Below are 17,883 nucleotides of genomic sequence, written 5' to 3'. Positions count from 1 at the left end.
TACTCTCCTTTAGGAAAACATATTTATCAACGAATTTTTGCTATCTTCAAATAATGTGTTTTCATTTACATTTTGTTTTAAAAAATCATTTACAGAATCAATATATTTAATTGACATATCGATATTTTTATTAGAACCTTCCTTATATGCTCCAATATTTATCAAGTCTTCTGCTTCTTTATAAGTTGCAAGTATATCTCTTGCATGAGATGCTGCTTGATTATGCTTATCATCTGAAATTTCTTTCATAAGCCTACTCACACTATTTAATATATCTATTGCGGGATAATGATTCTTGTGGGCCAATGTTCTTGATAAAACTATATGTCCATCTAATATACCTCGCACTGTATCTGCAATTGGCTCATTTAAATCGTCACCATCTACCAAAACTGTATAAAAGGCTGTTATAGAACCCTTATCAGAAGTTCCTGTTCGCTCCATCAATTTTGGTAACATAGCAAACACGGAAGGGGTGTATCCCTTCTGTGCTGGTGGCTCTCCTATGGCTAGTCCCACTTCTCTTTGTGCCATTGCAAATCTAGTAACTGAATCCATCATAAGTATTACTTTTTTCCCTTTATCTCTGAAATACTCAGCAATAGCCGTTGCAGTTAAAGCTCCTTTTAGTCGTACTAAAGGTGATTTATCAGAGGTAGCACACACTACTACTGATTTTTTCATTCCTTCTTCACCTAAATCTCTTTCTATAAAGTCGAGTACTTCTCTTCCTCTTTCTCCAACAAGAGCAATTACATTTACATCTGCCTCTGCTGTTCTTGCTATCATTCCTAAAGTTGTACTTTTACCTACTCCACTTCCAGCAAATATTCCTATACGTTGTCCTTCACCACAAGTTAAGAAACCATCTATAGCTCTTATTCCTGTTGGCATTATATTTGTGATTCTGGGTCTTTTCATAGGATCTGGTGGTTCATTGAGCAAACTGTATCTTTCACCTGATATTATTGTTTCTTCATCGATGGGGTTCCCTAACCCATCTAAAACTTTTCCTAAAAGATCTTCACTACATCTTACACTTAATGGTATTCCTTGAGCTACAACTCTACATCCTGGACCTATTCCTGCTAACTCACCAAGAGGCATTAGTATAACTTCTCCATCCTTAAATCCAACAACTTCACAGTTAATTGGTTCATTTTTATTATTGTAAACATGACACAATTCACCTACAAAGCATTTGACCCCTTCAACTTCTAGTGTAAGCCCTATGATTTTTTTTACTTTTCCCTCACATATTACTGAAGGAATATCTTTTATTTTTTTTATAAGTTTTTCAAACTCTATATCAATCATAGTAACTCCTCTTTTATCTTTCCTACTACTCCATCAATTCCTACCATTAAGCTTCCGTTCACATTATCTATAATTGCATTACCAGCTTCAATAGACTCATCTCCTAGAACGAAAACATCTCCACTAATCTTATAAGATTCTTTTAATTCTAATACTTGTTTATCCAAACTTTCTTTATATGTAGGATTAACTTTTATAACAAAGTTTTCTTTAAGTTCATATTCTTCAATTACACTTCCTATTAAATTGTCCATTGCTGAAATATCTTCAAATTTTTCTCTCAATACTTGCTCTGCTATACTAATACTTATATTTAAGATATTGTTTCTATTTTCTTTCATATAGTTTGATATTTCATTATTTGCTTGAATTAAAATGTTGTTAGCATTTTCAATTATTTTATTTGCTTGTTCTTGGGCTTTTTCAACATATTCTTCATACACTTCTTTGTATCCATCTTCATATCCATTTTTCAGCCCTTGTTTATGTCCTTCTTCGTATGCTTTTTTTTCTATATTGCAAACTTCTTCTTGGCCTTGTTCTATGATTTTTTCTGCTTCCGTTTGTGCATTTTGTATAATTTGCTCACCCTGCTCTTTTGCTTCTATTAATTTTAACTCTATCTCTTCTTTGATTTGTGCCATTTCATTTTCTCTTTTTATATCAAATTCATTACTTTCAACTTCAAAGTTAGATTTATTTGAGTTAACTTTTATTTTTCTTTTGCCTAGTATCTCTACTTCATGTGATTTGATAATATTACACAATAAATTCATCGTCTGAGCCTCTAGTTAAATTTATTTCTCCCATATCTTCAAGACGTCTGATAGTATTAACTATATTTTGCTGCGCTTCTTCTACTTGAGATATTTTTACCTTTCCTAATAAGTCAATCTCTTCCCTAAGAGCTTGAGATGCTCTATGAGATTGATTTCTAAATATAATTTCTGAAACATCTTTAGAAGCACCTTTAAGAGCAAAGGCAATATCTTTAACATTAATTTCTTTAAGAATTCTTTGAATTGCTATATTTTCAAGTCTAACAATATCTTCGAATATGAACATATTGGATCTAATTTCTTCTGCCAATTCATCATTTCTCTCTTCTATATACTTAATAATACTTTTTTCTGTTTTTCTATCAACATTTCCAAGTATATTTACAAGACTATCTACCCCACCACTGCTTTCTATTTCTCTTTGACCTAGATTAGCCAGTTTCTTTTCAACAGCTTTATCTATTGCTTTTATAACATTTGGTGATATAGAAGATGCTGAACCTATTTTTAAAGATACTTCATTCTTAACCTTTTCTGGTAATTCAGCTAAGATTACAGCTGCTTTGTCAGGTTGAATATGTGTTAAAATCACAGCTATAGTTTGAGTGCTTTCTCCTTGTATACAAGCTAATATCTGTTCTGGTTCAGCTTTTCTTGCTCCCATAAACAACTTTGTATATGCATCATATTTAATTCCTTCAAGTAACTTTCCAGCTCTTTGGCTGCCTAGTGCTCCGTGAAGTAATGATGTAGCACTCTCTATACCACCTTCCATCACGTATTCTTTACCCTTATTTAATTCAATAAATTCTTGTAATATTTCTCTTCTTTCTCTTGCATTAATTGTATTTATATTTGCTATTTCTACTCCTATTTTTTGTATCTTCTTATCTGATAAATTTTTCAAGACTTCAGCTGAAGCTTCTGGCCCTAAAGTCATCAATAATATTGCTGCTTTTCTTGCGCCTGTTACACGCCTTACCTTTGGTATATTACCTAAATCAAAGGCATTTTCTGATTTATTAATCTCTGTATTCAAAATAAACTCACCCTTTTATACGTTTAACCAACTATTTATTAAATCTGTAACCCTATCAGGATTTTCCGAAGCATATTTTCTTACTTCTTCTTCTAATGTAATGTTTTCTTCTTCTTCATTTTCTAATTTTGAAGCATTTTCCATTTCTTCAATCTTTTTATTAATTAGTTCTACTTCATCTACATCATCATATTCTTCATCTTCTTCTGCTTTTTTCTTTTTAATTCTGCTTATTATAATGAAGCCAATTATACTTGCTAAGGCTACTGCTAATAATGCAAATCCTAATAATTTCATAGTGTCGCTTATACCACTTTCTTCTAATGTTTCATCGGCATTTGCACCAAAGTCCATTGCTACTACTTTCACATCGTCTCCTCTTTGTGCATTCATACCTATAGTGTTTGCTACCATGTCATTAACATTACTAATCTGTACATTAGTTAATACTCCATCTATTGCAACAGATGCTGTTATTTTATTTAACTCTCCTTGAGCCTTTATTATCTTAGTTTCTTTTCTTCCAGCATCATACTCAAGACTTTCATCTTTACTTGATGTAGTAACATCATCGCCTGATATATTGTTCATATTATTATCTACAGCACCACCTGTATTTCCTGGTCCTGTAGTTTCATTTTCACTTCTAGCTTCCTTCATAACTACTGTTTCTGGATTTATTACTGTCTCAGTTGTCTCACTATTATCAAAGTTTAAATCAGCATTTACAGTAGCCTTCACTTTTCCTTTTCCAAATATAGGTTCTAGCAAACCAATAATTGATTTTTCTAAATTTCGGCTTAATTCTTTTTCTGCTTTTAAAGCAGTCTCTATTCCATTTGAATTTGAAGCATTTCCTTTATCATCAAATAATCCTTCTGACAATAAATTCATATTTTGATCTACTACTTCTACATTTTGTTTTGGAATATTTGTGCTACTTGCAGAAACTAATGACATAATCGATCTTATTTGTGATGGTTCTAGAGATTGACCTGCCTTTAGGGTTAATGCTACAGCTGCACTTCCAGGAGTCCCTTCATCTGAAAAAACTGACTCTTGTCCTTGAGTAATATTTACTCTAGCATCTTCTACTTGTTGAAAAGTTTTTATAGTCTTTTCTATCTCGCCTTGAACCATTCTTTGTTTCTTAATATTAAACTCTTCATCTGTAAGACCAAATGAAGAAGTTTCATCCATTAATTCAAATCCTTTTGATCCATTTGAGATACTTCCTGATAACTCAAGTCTTAACTTGTCTACCTGCTCTTTTGGCACATAGATGCTATCTCCTTCAACCTTCATCTCTACCCCTTGATTTTCAAGTTCTTTAGTAATTGAAATTGCATCACTTGAGCTTAACCCAGAAAAAAGAAGTTTGTATTTACTATCACTTATATACTTAGCTCCAAATACCAATGCTAATACAACTGCTATAACACCAACTACAATTGCTATTTTCTTTTCTTTTTTAAGTTCCTTAAATTGTTTATTTTTGTTTTGAAAAATTTCTTTTACTTTGTTTATAATTCCTTTAAATTCCATGTATTTGCTCCTTATTTATAGGCTACAGTTGTACTCCATTTAGTTCTTTGTAAGCCTCAAATAATTTATTTCTTACCTCTAACATAAGTTGCATAGATATTTGGGATTCCTGCATGGATAACATTACATCATGCATAGAAACATCTTCTCCCTTTATAAGGCTTTCCACCATATTATTTGCTTCTACCTGAGTACCATTAACTTTATTAATAGCTTGTGATATAACATCACCAAATTTTATTTTTGAATCGTCAATAGATTGTTCTTCACTTATATTTTTATTTATATAATTGTTATCTATTATATTTGAAAATATATCAGAGTTTATGTTTATGCTCCCTATACCTTGCATCTAATCTCCCCTTACTTTCCAATTTCTAAAGCTTTTGAAATCATATTTTTTTGTGCATTTAATGTATCTATATTTGATTCATATGCTCTTGATGCTGATATTAAATCAGTCATTTCTACTAGTAAATCAACATTTGGATATTCTACATATCCTTCTTCATCTGCATCTGGATGACTTGGCTCATATACTCTATTCATTGGGGAATTATCATCTTCTATTGATGTAGTTTTTACCCCAAGCATTCCTAGCTTTTCATCATAGTTTTCTTCAAATGTAGCTATTTTACGTTTATAGGCATCTCCATCCTCAGTTCTTGTAGTTTTTACATTGGCTATATTAGAAGATATAACATCCATTCTCATACGCTCTGCAGATAAACCACTAGCACTGATTCTCATACCACTGAAAACACTCATTTATTTACCTCCCCATAATTATACTTTTTGTCATTGCAAGTTTTGTATTAGTTAAACTAACTAAGGCATTATACTGTAGTGTTGTAGCAGCTTGATTGACTTTTTCATTTTCTAAATCAACATTGTTAACATCTTCCCTCATGGATGTATTTTTTTCTGTTTTTACTTCAATTTTGGCATCTTCCAATTTATCTGTTAGTGTATCTTCAAAAGTAACATATTTTCTCTTATACCCTACAGTATTTATGTTGGCAATATTATTTGCTATAACCCTACTTCTCAGCTCTGTGGCATCCAACCCCATTTTCATCAAACTGTATATTTCCATATATACCTCCCTAATTCCCTGATTTGAATAACTATCTCAATAAAGTTTTCAACTTAGCTACCCCAAGCATTATATTTCATATGCTTTTTAAATTATAAATGTAAATATAATTCAATTAATTATTTTACTTTTGCACTCTCATATAAATAGTTTTTTTACATAAATATGTTTTTTTTGACATTTTTTCCCTACCATATTTCTATTATACACTTTTTTTCTTATTTGTTTTCAAAAAAAATATATATTTTTCGACTTTTTTATTAATTTAGTAACCTAGCATGTTAAACATTTCAAAAACATTTTAAGTCGTTAATTTTTTATTTATAATTTCATTTGAAAACACCTTCAATTCTTTATTTCGTAGTAGATAATAAAAAAACTATCCTTAAATAATAAGGATAGTCACCATCGAAAATATTATAAAATTGCCTTTGTAACAAATAAACATTAAGGCTTATTTACAATAACAAAGAATTCAAATTCTTAGGCAACTGGCTGGCATAATAAAATTATATTATTTTAGATAATTAATTTTACCGTAGCCCCTTTAGCTTTGCGTCTTTGGATTTCCCCAAATTTGCTAATATATTACTTTTAATTTTAAAATACCATATTTTTCAACTTTTTTCAATAATTACTATGAAAATAATGTAAAAAAGGTACCAATAATATACGTTTTTTTCATAAAATAGAAATATTACATTTTAATTTTATTTTATTCCAAAACCAAAAAACAAATTATATTTTTATATCTATAATAATTCCTGTATCGAAATCACCACTTATACTTATAAAATCTAGTGGATTTGATATTATACTTTCATCTAAATTCATTTCTATTTTCTTTTGTTCTGAATCCAATTCTTTCTTACTTTTTTCCACTAAGCATTCAAGATTCATTAATTTTGATTTGTACTGTTCAAGTTTACTTTTAATATCATTAATTTTGTTTAGTGCTACACTTATAGCATCTATTATATCTTCTGACTCTTTTAATTCCGTTACCTCAGTTATATATTTATTATCTAAATCATCTACTTCTTTCTTTATTTTATTTATTTTAACTTTCTCTTTTTCTTCTTCTTGTTTAGCTTTTCTTATAGAGCTTAGATAGTATGATTTTATTTGATTTAGTGACTCTTCCATATTTTCTACTTTTTGCTGCTGGATTTGAATTTGTGATACTTTATCTTGAATATGTCTTTCATCTCTACTTAGTATGCTAGCTTTATTTTTTAGGTTGTTATACATGTCATTATTACTTGTTTTTGATTCTTTCCTTGTAATTTTAGTTGACTTTATTTCATCATTGTGTGATTTTACAATTTTGTTGATGTTCTTATCAATATCAAGTTCTTGATTTTCTTTTTTATCATATGTTTTTAGATATGCCTTCTCCCCTATTACAATCATAGTTTTCCCTCACTTTTTATAAAATGTTTTATTATTTAACAACTTTAATATTATTAAATTTTGTTTCACACGCTATATTATCTTAGGCTTTATTTATTTTTAGTCCTGTGGAAATTCTTTTTGTTTATTTTGATAATTGTTTTATGTTTAATTATATATTATTATTTATATTTAGTAATATTAATATATTACTTATAATCCCTTATGTTTATATCTTACGGTGTGTAATCAATATTCTTGATAATTGTTTCTATTTATATTTGCAATATAATAAAGTCTATCACAAATACAACTTATGATAGACTTTATTGTTATTTTATTCATTTGTTAAAATCTCATTTAGTTTTTTAGTAACTTTAGTTGCTCCTATTCTGCTCATATGATCCAAATCTATAAAATCTTCCTCTAAAAATATATCTTGTTTAGAAAAATCAATAATTTTTATATTTTGTCTTGCCTTTATTGCATTTGTTATTCTATAAAATTCCTCTTTATATTCTACATTTAAAAATTTACTATAATATTTAGTACTTGGAAATACTACTATTATAGGTTCTACATTATTATCTATTAAAAAATCTATAAATTCATTAAATATGCAATTGTATTCATCTGTAGTTTTTGTATACTTACATAATTTATTATGTTGATTAGCTCTAACCTCACCTAACCTAAATTTATCACTTTCGCTAATAGTACTGAACCTTAAATTTCCCAACATATTATGTTTTTCCCTAGGTAAATTTATATTAAAATAGCCATTATTATCCCTAAAAATTAGATTTTTAAAATGCTTATCTAGAAAATCTAAATTGAAAATATAATCCATAACATCCTCTTTTAAAACTTTTTTTATGGTTAAAATTTCAATACTATCTACTTGTTCAGAATTATGTTTATCTTTTAAAATTGGATAATATACATTTTTTACTCTTGATATTGCATCTTGATTTTTAGATTTGTACAAATCATGATTTACTAAATAATATCCAGTACCTAATATACATCTCTTTATGCTATTATTATTACTTATTGCTAGCTTAGCTAATTTATATGAATAATATAAATCTTGACTTGATAATGCCAAACTTACAGCTTTATGTTCTAATAAGTTTACATCTATACCTGTTAAAGGATATGAGTTTCCTACAACTATACTCTCTACATCTTTAACCTTAGCCTTTTCTAATGATTCTAATAGATAATAATAATCGTAATTATTATAATATATATTCTCACAAATATTAAATATATAGTTCATTGTTTTATCATAGAAGATTATATCATCATAGTAATTTTTTAAAACCGATTTATAATTTATTGTTTCTTCACTAATTATCAAGATATTAATTTGATACATTTCAACATCTGTATTACTAGCTATATCAATGTCATCTATAATTTGAATGTTTTTATTTAACGACTTTTCTAAAATATTATACTTGTCTTCTCCTCTAAAATAGACATTAATACGTATTTTATTTTCTATATCATTTATTAACTTAAGTATTATTATTTTAAGATCTTCAATTATGCTATTTATATTAGCTTGACTAATATTATTATCTTCTACATTAAACAATTCAATTATATATACTATTTTATCTGCCAGTGTTTTAAATAGTTCACTATACTTACATTGGTTATTAAAATCTATTAACTCAGCTATAGTATTAATTATTCCTATAAAATCTTCTATGCTTAGATCTTTATTTTCAAATATATCTAATATAGTAGATAATACTTTTTTACTAACCAAATATTTCTTTATATTTTCTATTTCATTGTTTTTCATCACTAAATTAACCTACCAAAATATATTATTTTTTTGCTATAATACGAATCACTATAGGATTTTGATCTTTATATTTAGCATAATCTTTATCTTGATTAGCAAATATAATTTCAAATCCTATTGATTCTAATTTATCAATTAATTCTTCTATAACTACAAATCTTCTACAGTGTTCATTATATATATATGTATTTTTTGCTACTTTTCTACCTAGTCCATAAATATCATCTTTTACACTTCTAACCTCTATTAATAATAATCCTTCTTTTTTTAAAGTACTATAAACTCTATTCAATACCACATCTTCTTCTTCTTCTGTTATAGAATGCATAGTAAATCTGCTATATACATAATCATGTTCTGACTCTTTTAACATATTGGTTTTGATAAAATCGTCCGCAATAAATTTAATTCTATTATTAGAGTTATTTTTTTGTAAATTATATATAGATAATTCCGATTGATCTATAGCTACAACATGTACACCATTTTGCGAAAAATAAACTGCATCTCTCCCATTTCCACATCCTAGTTCAATTAGTTTCTTATCTTCTTCTAAATAAGATAAGATATCCTTCGCAAATTGTGATGGTTCTTTTGGTGCTTCATCTTTATTATAATAATTGTTCCAATATTGATAATCCATTTGCCATACTCCCCCAAAGATTGTTTATTTATATATTAGTTATTTTTAAATATCAAGTAATTACGTTAATTACTTAGTACTTCATCTATATGTTCCCATACTCTTAAAGAAGCAGAACTATCTTTATTCTCATAAAATACATCTCGTAATTCTTCTCTCTTTTGTTTATAGTATTCTTCATCAAATAAAGATTTTAATATTTCTTTTTCCAATACATCTTGATTTTGAACTTTAGGTCCTGCTGTCCAAAAATCATATGGCTCTAGACTTATACCTCTTTCTTTTCTATATTCTTCTATATCTGCATTTACAAACACTATGGGTTTATTCATAAATAAAAAGTCACCATATATACTCGAATAATCCGTTATTAGTCCATCTGCGCAGTTTAGTACTTCATATAAATCTAAGTTTTTATCTTCAAGATCTTTATTAGATATAAATAGTAAATTTTCTAGTTTTCTATCTTGTACTTTACTAGTTATTGTTCTTTCTTCTGCATGATGAACTTTAGATATACAGATTATATTATTTTCTTTTAAAAATTTATCAAATCGTTTATAATTAAAGCCTTTTATCTTTATACTATCATTAAATACACTTCCATTTATAATTCCTGAGTTCTCATGTATATGGAACGTAGGCATGTTAAATATAATTTTTTTACCTTCTATAGATCTTTCTATCAGCTTTTCTATATTTTCTTTTCCATTTGCTAATAATAAAGTATCTGTCCTTGGGTTACCTGTAACTATATACTTATTCTCTGGAATAGCTGAAAAAGCACTTAGCAGAATCATGTTCATTTTCGATGTAATACATACTTTATCTATATTTTCATATTCCTTTGGTGTGAATGAAAAATCTTTGTATTTTTTATCCATTATTCCACAATTTTTCATAATAATACTAGCATGTCCTACGTCTATGTTATATGTAAATTTAGGATAGTTCATAAATGTGTTAAATCCAGAAATAGTCATAGATGATATAAGCGGAACTTTAACTACATTTTCTATATTTAAAACATCTCTTCCATGAATTATATTTAATTTATATTTTTCTTTATATTTTTGGGGAATATACTTAATCAAAGCGTATACATTGGAGTCCGCAGCATTAAATTTATTCAATGTTATAGTTCTCTTATAATCCTCGTTTTTTAAACTTTCCATTTCCTCAGAATTGACTTCAATTAACTCTAACTTATTATTTTTAGTAGGTACTATAATATAACATTTCATTATACCTGCTAAAGCCATATTTCTAATCGAACTTATATAATCAATATTATAAGGTACTATTACTTCATATTTATTATTATTTTCAACAATATATTTCATTGAAAGTATCCCACCATTACTTATAAAGTGATTGCCTTTTAAATATGCCCATCTACTACCTATTTCACTATTACAAAGTAATGATATATATTCGTCTTCTATATTATTAAATTGACTAGCTATATAATTTACTATATTCGTCTTTTTTAAATTAATCTCTAGATTTAATTGCATCTCATTAAGTAAATCTTTATATTTTTCTTTAAAGTGTTCATCTTCATATATACTATATATTTCTTTTTTGAAATCATCATCACAGTATCTAAAAGATATCCCTCCATATATAACTGATTTTAACTTTTCTCCAATTAATTTATAAGTATATACTATATTAAAATAAGCATCCGTATAACTCTCATCAATATCTATTGCTGTTTTAAAGCAATTTATGGCCACATTATATTCATGTATTTTAGAACATAACATTCCTCTTAAATTCCAATATATATGATTATTTATGTACTCTTTTTCATTTTTCATTATGGTTTCATATGCATTTTCTATATCATTATTTATTATGAAATTTTGTATTTTTCTGATTTGTTCCATTATATCCAGTCCCCTAAATTCAATTATTCTTTAATACATTAATTTTTTCTTTCAACTCCAAAAACATACTTGGCTCCTTATATAGGAAAGTTGCTTTTTTATAAAATCTAATAGAATCATCACGCCTGCCTTATATTTCAGTTTTCTGTAGATTATTGTTATATATATTTATAATTTCCTTTGTGTTGCATATTTCTATGTCTTTGTAAATATATTTTCATAATCAAATAATGATTTAATTCTTTTTTTAAACAAAGTATACAGTATAATTCAACTTAAATATTATATATCTTATTTTTACAAGTTATTTATTCTATCTTCACAAATTTGTTTAATTTCACCTTTAAAATTACTAATCACAAACATATATATATCTTTAGCTTGATTTATTTCACCTTTTAATTCACTTATATATGCCATATTAAATAAAATATCTGTATTATTACTATCTTTCAAATATGCATACTTTATTTTTTTAGTAGCTTCATTTATATCGTTTAGCATAATAGCTATCACTGCTTCCATATTCATAATATCTGAATCATCACTAAATATTTGCTTATATTCATTTATCATTTTTTGAGCAACTTTAATATTATTTAATTCTATAACCTGACTTATTTTAGCTTTATATTCTGACTTAAGGTTATTAACTTCTTTATTTTGTTGAATATATTCACTTATTTCTTCTTTAATTGCTTTTATAGCATTTCTATAACTAGAATATTTAGATGCTATCTTTTTAATTATTTTTATATAATTTGATATATTTTCATTATTTTTGTTATTAAGCAACTTAATCTCTAATAAAAACCTCTCACTTTCATCAGCAGTATTTTCTAATATTTCCAAGTCTGATAAAGTTTTTGCATACTTGCATTTTATATAATTATATTGATATACATTGTAATACAAGTATATTATTTTATAATATTCTAATTCAAACTGTCCCTTTAATAATAATGACTTAGCAATGCAAAGATAAACTTTTATATTTTTAATATAAAATGTAATGCTATTACTTTCTAAAATCCCATACAATTTTTCACTTATATCATATTTATTTTCTACTATATAGTCTATATATAGTTGTAATTTACTAATATCAATCACATTTAGTTTTTCTACTGTTAATATATCCTTTATTAATATTTCATGTATAATATCCCCATAAAATTCTTCAGTTTCACATTGTAGTATCTTTATATATTCACATACTTCTAAAATTTTTCCGTTTCTAATCTTATTAAGCTGTCCATAATTACCTTCAATTTTACTTAATTCACTATATATTTCTTTTAGTTCTAAATTTAATTCTTCTGAGTTGCTAAGATTCTTTTCTATTTGTATTATAAATCTTTCTCTACATTCATCAGTTTTACAATTATCTATATAATACTCAGTTATTTTATATATTTTATTTAGATTTATTAATGTTTTAATTACTAAATATAATATCTCATCGCTACAGTTTTTATCACCAATTTTTTCTTCATATAATTTTATAATATCTTCATATTGATCTAACATATAATATACATCCATTAATTCTTCTATACATAACATTGAATCACAACCTGTAGAGTTTATACTATAAACACTTTTAAATTGTGTAGATTTTTTATAGTCGTTCACTAAGTTCAAATACCTTTTATAGCTAAGTATACTTTTTTCAAGCTTTTTATTTTTTTTCTGGGAATTAGCTAAATAGTAATATATATCAATATTATTATTGTCCACTATTTTTATATAATCTTCACATTTTTCTTCACATAAGCTATATTCTTCAGCAAGATAATATGCTTTACATATTTCTTCATATAAATATATATATCTATTTATATTCTTAGAGTCTTCATTTAATTTTAACCCATCTTCTAAAAAAGTAATTGCTATTTCATATTTTTTCTCGCACATATAGTTTTTTGCAAGTTGATAATTTATGTAAATATTATTTTTATTTTTATTATATTCTTTTAATAAAAGTTTTTCATTTCTCATAAGTTTTTTTCTTTTAAACTCTTTATCTTCATATATATAACCATAATGATTGAATTCAGCTAATGACTCACTATATTCTGGTTTTGAATACATGGGTTGTTCATGTATACATCCTTCATATCTAAAATCATCTTTATTTTTAAATATACGTACACAGTTTGCCATTATATATTTTGAAAAGTCATTACTTGAAATTAGATTTTTTAACGTTATTTTGCATGTGTTAAATTGTGTATTTTTATCACAATTTAAAAACTCAACTAATTTATCACATTTAATAAGCTCCTCATCTGCATCCAATATAAGTATCCATTCCCCACTACAATAACTTATTGACTTATTTCTCATATTTGCGAAATCATCATTCCATTTTTCAAAGTATACGTGATCTGTATATTCCTTAGCTATTTCTACTGTATTATCATCAGAGCCAGTGTCAACAATTATAATTTCACTACTTATTCTAGTAGTTAGATTTTTCAGTGATTCTAAAGTTCTTTTTAAATTTTTTTCTTCATTTTTTACTATCATAGCTATACTAAGAATCATTTCTATTTCCTCCATAATTACTCTTTATTAATATTAATACAAATAAATTTGTATTAATATTAATAAAGAGTAAAGTATACACTTTACCCTTTAGTTTCATTATTCATTAGATTTTGTAATTATCTTAATAATTGAGTTACTTGTTCTGGTTGTTGTTTAGCTTGAGAAACCATAGCTTGAGATGCTTGAGATAATATATTTAACTTAGATAATTCAACCATTTCTTTTGCTACATCTACATCTCTTATTCTAGATTCTGCAGCACTTAAATTCTCAGTAGATGTAGTTAAATTAGATGAAGTATACTCTAATCTATTTTGCATAGCTCCTAAATTAGCTCTTGCTGTATTTACATCAGTTATTGCTGTATCTATTAAATCTTGAGATGCTAAAGCAGTTGTTTGATCAGCAACTGTTAATCCTGCAACAGTTCCAGCTATAGTAGTTAAATCTTCTATATCTATTGCTCTTGTTTCATTGTTTGCACCAGCTTGTATTGTAATCGTTACACCAGCATCTAATAATGTTATACCATTAAATTTAGTTTCTGTCGCTATATTAGCTAACTCTTCTCCTAGTTGTGTTAACTCTTCTGCAATCTTAGTTCTATCTTCATCTGCCAAAGTATCACTTCCACCTTGTACAGTTAACTCTCTCATTCTTTGTAATATATTACCTGATTCTTCTAATGCACCCTCTGCTGTTTGTGCTAAAGATATACCATCTTGTACGTTTCTATCTGCTTGCTCCATACCTCTTATTTGAGCTCTCATTTTTTCAGAAACTGCTAATCCTGCTGCATCATCTCCAGCTTTAGTTATTCTTAAACCTGTAGATAATTTTTCCATTGATTTTCCTGATAAAGCAGTGTTTTTGCTCATTTGATTAGTTGCTATCATAGCACTCATGTTAGTATTTATTCTCATTTTTATACTCTCCTTAGTTTTTTTATTGACATCCTTGTCATTTATTTTTTATATGAATACTTGGCCAAGTATTGCTTACAATATACATATTCGGTTATGTTTTTAAAACCTTTATACCTTTTTATAAAAAATATTCAAATTTTCGCTAAAAGAATTTGTATATGAATTATTAACTTGTACAGATTTTTTATGTTTTTTTATTTCTATTTTAACATTAGATATACTTTTAACTAACAACTCTTGTATATTTTTATCAATTTCCATGATTCCAATATCTTTTAAATCTTCAATTAAACTTTCTTTATTTATTTCATCATCTAATATATATTGTCTTTTATCTAATAATTCTTCAATAAGGTCTACTTCATCATTATTAATAGCTGATACTATTTCTAATGATATTTTTTTATATAATTGAACATTATCCATTTCATATTATTCCTTTATATCTAGAATTGACTAAAGTAATTCATTTGATTATTTAGTTTATTCATACTTGATTCTAAATTGGCAAATTTCTTATATAAAGCCGTCTCTTTGTCCGAAAACTTATTTTGAAGTCTTTTAATGATATCAGCTTGATTTTTAAGTTGTTCTGAATAATAGTTATTCGTAAATGATGCCGTTTTTTCTAAACCCGCTTTTTTAGCAAATATTGAAGAAGAACCTCCAATATAATTATTCATAGTAGTTTTCATATTTTCAAATACACTATTTTCACTTCCTGCAAAAGTTTCATAAACATTTTCAGCATTATTTCCTAATGCTTTTATAAACTTCTCTTGATCTAAAGATATTTGACCCTTTTTATTATAATTTTCATGAGAGCCCAGTCCCATTTCATTCAAAAGTGCCATATTATCTCCAAATATAGCTGTTTGCATATTATCCATAAAGCGTCTCATTTCTGAATCATTTCTGAGTAAACCTTGCTTGGCTTTCTCCTCCCACTTTTCTATTTCCTCTTCACTCATATCTTCTTTTTGAGCTTCAGTTAATGGTGGATAATCTTTATTAGTTTTTTGCGTAACAAGATCGTATACTTTATCCATTAATTTATTATAGTCTTCTACAAAAGCATTCATATTATCTACTACAGTTTGATAATCTTCTTTAGAGGTGATATTTGAAGTGCCAGTAGTATAGATATTATATTCTATATTATCTATAGTAAAAGAATTAGAAGATTGATCACTTAAATCTTTCACTTCAACTCCATTGGACTTTACGGTACCTGCCATATTCTTTCCTGTATTTGTGGTATTTATAATAGTCCCTACAGTAGAATTAGTTATTTTTATTGATGCGTTTGTTCCTGTTTCAGTAGTTTTTATAGTAAACTTCTTTGTCATTTCACTATATGATGCTTTTACTTTGCCACCCATTGCATCATTTATGGATTTAATCATAGTTTCTACTGTATCATCAGCTCCAAGAGTTATAGTTTTAGTTGTTCCATCTCCCAGTGTTATATCAAAGCTTCCAGGTCCTACTTTCTCTGTTTTACTATTAAATGTCTGTTCTATAGTCGCAGGTTCGGCAAGATTAGTAATTTCAAATGTATAATTTACATCACTTGCCCCAGCATTACCTTTAGCACTCATCATACTACTATTAGAACTATCTATGCTAAGTGTATTCCATGCACTACTACTAATTATAGAATTTTTTGAAGTAAGTGAGAAATATTTATCTGTAAGACTTCTCGCTTCACTTATTACTTCTCTATATATTTCTTGTTGCCACGTAATAGTTTGCTGTTTTTGCCCAGCTTTATCTATTTTGTCTTGATCCGCAGTCATCATGGATTTTATCATTTCATCTGTATCTATTCCACTTGCTAAGCCTGATAATCTTATACTACTTACACTAGACATATTATCCCCTCCTATTTATCAGTCTTTATTTTTTTATCTACTTCGTACCACATATCCCTAACTTCTTCTATTATAGGTAGTAAGTCATCTAATATTTTGACATCCTTTTTTATATTTGCTCTTGCTAATTCTCTCTTTATAAAATCATATAAGTTATATAAATCATCCATATATTTTCCTGAACTTCTATCCATCGTTACCATTAACTCTAAAAATATATCTTGAACCCTAACTAGTTCCTTATGAGCTCTAGCTATATCTTTTTCTAAGATTGCTAATCTTGCTATTTTTGTATACTTTACTGCTCCATCTAAAAGCATTAATAATAATTTTTCTCTAGATGCCATATTTACTGAGTTTTGCTTGTATGCATTGTATGGATTTGCTGTGTACATCAAATTCTCCCTCTCTTACTTAAATAACTTTTCTATTTCTTCAGTGTTTGCAATAGCATTTGAATTTTCTTCCTTTACATTTTCATATACTTCTTTTCTAAGTATAACTTTTTCTTTAGGGGCATCTATTGCTATTTTTACACTTCCATCATCAACTTTCACTATTTTTATCTCTATGTCATCTCCTATTAATAGAGATTGTCCTTTTTTCCTAGTAATTACTAACATATTTCCACTCCTTACATTAAAGGTTCTTTTATATTGTATTTGTCTTCTTGTAGTATTAATTGTTTACCTTTATTGTTTTTTATATTTATTATAATAGGAGCTTTTAAATTAACTGTACTTTTTTCTAGAGTTTTTCCTAAAGTTATTAAATTTAGAAGAAGTACATCTTTAGGACTCTCTATATCCAGATCTTTAATTACTTCATCGTTTAAATTTATTTCATAATCTTTTTTTATTTCAAAAGGTGATATTGCCACAAAACCAATATTGGAATCTTCTGTAGATGTTATCATTCTAAATCTTTCATTTCCATCAATTTGACTTATCTCAAATTTTTTATATTTTTCAAGTCCAGGTATTCCTTGTTCAAAAAATATTTTCATTT

General features: G+C 26.8%; 18 protein-coding genes and 1 riboswitch. All 18 genes read right to left on the bottom strand.

The annotated features are described in order from the left end of the window. Positions 1-9: 9 nt before the first annotated feature. Complete coding sequence (gene fliI, locus TVTCOM_RS05580) at positions 10-1,317, bottom strand: flagellar protein export ATPase FliI (protein ID WP_434798861.1); 1,308 nt, start codon at positions 1,315-1,317, stop codon at positions 10-12. Further along, positions 1,314-2,093: a hypothetical protein gene (locus TVTCOM_RS05575; protein ID WP_434798860.1), complete on the bottom strand. Its 780-nt coding sequence runs from the start codon at positions 2,091-2,093 to the stop codon at positions 1,314-1,316. Before TVTCOM_RS05575 ends, fliI begins: the two co-directional genes overlap by 4 nt. Then, complete coding sequence (gene fliG / locus TVTCOM_RS05570; RefSeq protein WP_434798859.1) at positions 2,077-3,135, bottom strand: flagellar motor switch protein FliG; 1,059 nt, start codon at positions 3,133-3,135, stop codon at positions 2,077-2,079. Before fliG ends, TVTCOM_RS05575 begins: the two co-directional genes overlap by 17 nt. A gap of 15 nt (positions 3,136-3,150) precedes the next feature. Further along, positions 3,151-4,680 carry a flagellar basal-body MS-ring/collar protein FliF gene (fliF, locus tag TVTCOM_RS05565; RefSeq protein ID WP_434798858.1) on the bottom strand — a complete coding sequence of 510 codons (1,530 nt, stop codon included), beginning with the start codon at positions 4,678-4,680 and terminating at the stop codon, positions 3,151-3,153. A 22-nt stretch (positions 4,681-4,702) separates the two neighbouring features. Next, the gene (gene fliE, locus TVTCOM_RS05560) at positions 4,703-5,032 is read right to left on the bottom strand and encodes a flagellar hook-basal body complex protein FliE (RefSeq protein ID WP_434798857.1); all 330 of its coding nucleotides are present in this window, start codon (positions 5,030-5,032) and stop codon (positions 4,703-4,705) included. Positions 5,033-5,043: 11 nt separating this feature from the next. Next, the gene (flgC, locus tag TVTCOM_RS05555) at positions 5,044-5,448 is read right to left on the bottom strand and encodes a flagellar basal body rod protein FlgC (RefSeq protein WP_434798856.1); all 405 of its coding nucleotides are present in this window, start codon (positions 5,446-5,448) and stop codon (positions 5,044-5,046) included. A 4-nt stretch (positions 5,449-5,452) separates the two neighbouring features. Next, entirely contained in the window at positions 5,453-5,776 is a 324-nt protein-coding gene (locus tag TVTCOM_RS05550) for a flagellar basal body protein (protein ID WP_434798855.1), read from the bottom strand. 483 nt (positions 5,777-6,259) lie between these two features. Next, positions 6,260-6,368: riboswitch (cyclic di-GMP riboswitch) on the bottom strand. Between the two features lie 146 nt (positions 6,369-6,514). After that, positions 6,515-7,189 carry a hypothetical protein gene (locus TVTCOM_RS05545; protein ID WP_434798854.1) on the bottom strand — a complete coding sequence of 225 codons (675 nt, stop codon included), beginning with the start codon at positions 7,187-7,189 and terminating at the stop codon, positions 6,515-6,517. A gap of 316 nt (positions 7,190-7,505) precedes the next feature. Further along, the gene (locus TVTCOM_RS05540) at positions 7,506-8,984 is read right to left on the bottom strand and encodes a hypothetical protein (RefSeq protein WP_434798853.1); all 1,479 of its coding nucleotides are present in this window, start codon (positions 8,982-8,984) and stop codon (positions 7,506-7,508) included. Between the two features lie 25 nt (positions 8,985-9,009). Beyond that, positions 9,010-9,630, bottom strand: coding sequence for a class I SAM-dependent methyltransferase (locus tag TVTCOM_RS05535; protein WP_434798852.1), 621 nt, complete (start codon positions 9,628-9,630; stop codon positions 9,010-9,012). A 65-nt stretch (positions 9,631-9,695) separates the two neighbouring features. After that, complete coding sequence (locus tag TVTCOM_RS05530) at positions 9,696-11,522, bottom strand: CDP-glycerol glycerophosphotransferase family protein (RefSeq protein ID WP_434798851.1); 1,827 nt, start codon at positions 11,520-11,522, stop codon at positions 9,696-9,698. Positions 11,523-11,819: 297 nt separating this feature from the next. After that, positions 11,820-14,072 (bottom strand): glycosyltransferase, encoded by a 2,253-nt coding sequence (locus tag TVTCOM_RS05525; protein WP_434798850.1) that lies wholly within the window; start codon positions 14,070-14,072, stop codon positions 11,820-11,822. A 119-nt stretch (positions 14,073-14,191) separates the two neighbouring features. Then, positions 14,192-14,998, bottom strand: coding sequence for a flagellin (locus tag TVTCOM_RS05520; RefSeq protein ID WP_434798849.1), 807 nt, complete (start codon positions 14,996-14,998; stop codon positions 14,192-14,194). 111 nt (positions 14,999-15,109) lie between these two features. Further along, positions 15,110-15,427 (bottom strand): hypothetical protein, encoded by a 318-nt coding sequence (locus TVTCOM_RS05515; protein ID WP_434798848.1) that lies wholly within the window; start codon positions 15,425-15,427, stop codon positions 15,110-15,112. A gap of 20 nt (positions 15,428-15,447) precedes the next feature. Further along, positions 15,448-16,875 carry a flagellar filament capping protein FliD gene (gene fliD, locus TVTCOM_RS05510; RefSeq protein WP_434798847.1) on the bottom strand — a complete coding sequence of 476 codons (1,428 nt, stop codon included), beginning with the start codon at positions 16,873-16,875 and terminating at the stop codon, positions 15,448-15,450. Between the two features lie 11 nt (positions 16,876-16,886). Continuing rightward, positions 16,887-17,270 (bottom strand): flagellar export chaperone FliS, encoded by a 384-nt coding sequence (fliS, locus tag TVTCOM_RS05505; RefSeq protein WP_434798846.1) that lies wholly within the window; start codon positions 17,268-17,270, stop codon positions 16,887-16,889. 15 nt (positions 17,271-17,285) lie between these two features. Further along, on the bottom strand, positions 17,286-17,498 hold the full coding sequence (csrA, locus tag TVTCOM_RS05500; protein WP_434798845.1) for a carbon storage regulator CsrA: 213 nt from the start codon (positions 17,496-17,498) through the stop codon (positions 17,286-17,288). 11 nt (positions 17,499-17,509) lie between these two features. After that, positions 17,510-17,881: a flagellar assembly protein FliW gene (fliW, locus tag TVTCOM_RS05495; protein WP_434798844.1), complete on the bottom strand. Its 372-nt coding sequence runs from the start codon at positions 17,879-17,881 to the stop codon at positions 17,510-17,512. Between the last annotated feature and the right edge of the window lie 2 nt (positions 17,882-17,883).

The organism is Terrisporobacter vanillatitrophus (assembly GCF_051148895.1).
GTDB lineage: Bacteria > Bacillota > Clostridia > Peptostreptococcales > Peptostreptococcaceae > Terrisporobacter > Terrisporobacter vanillatitrophus.
Note: the sequence above shows the minus strand (reverse complement) of the source record. Positions and strands in the feature narration are given on the sequence as shown.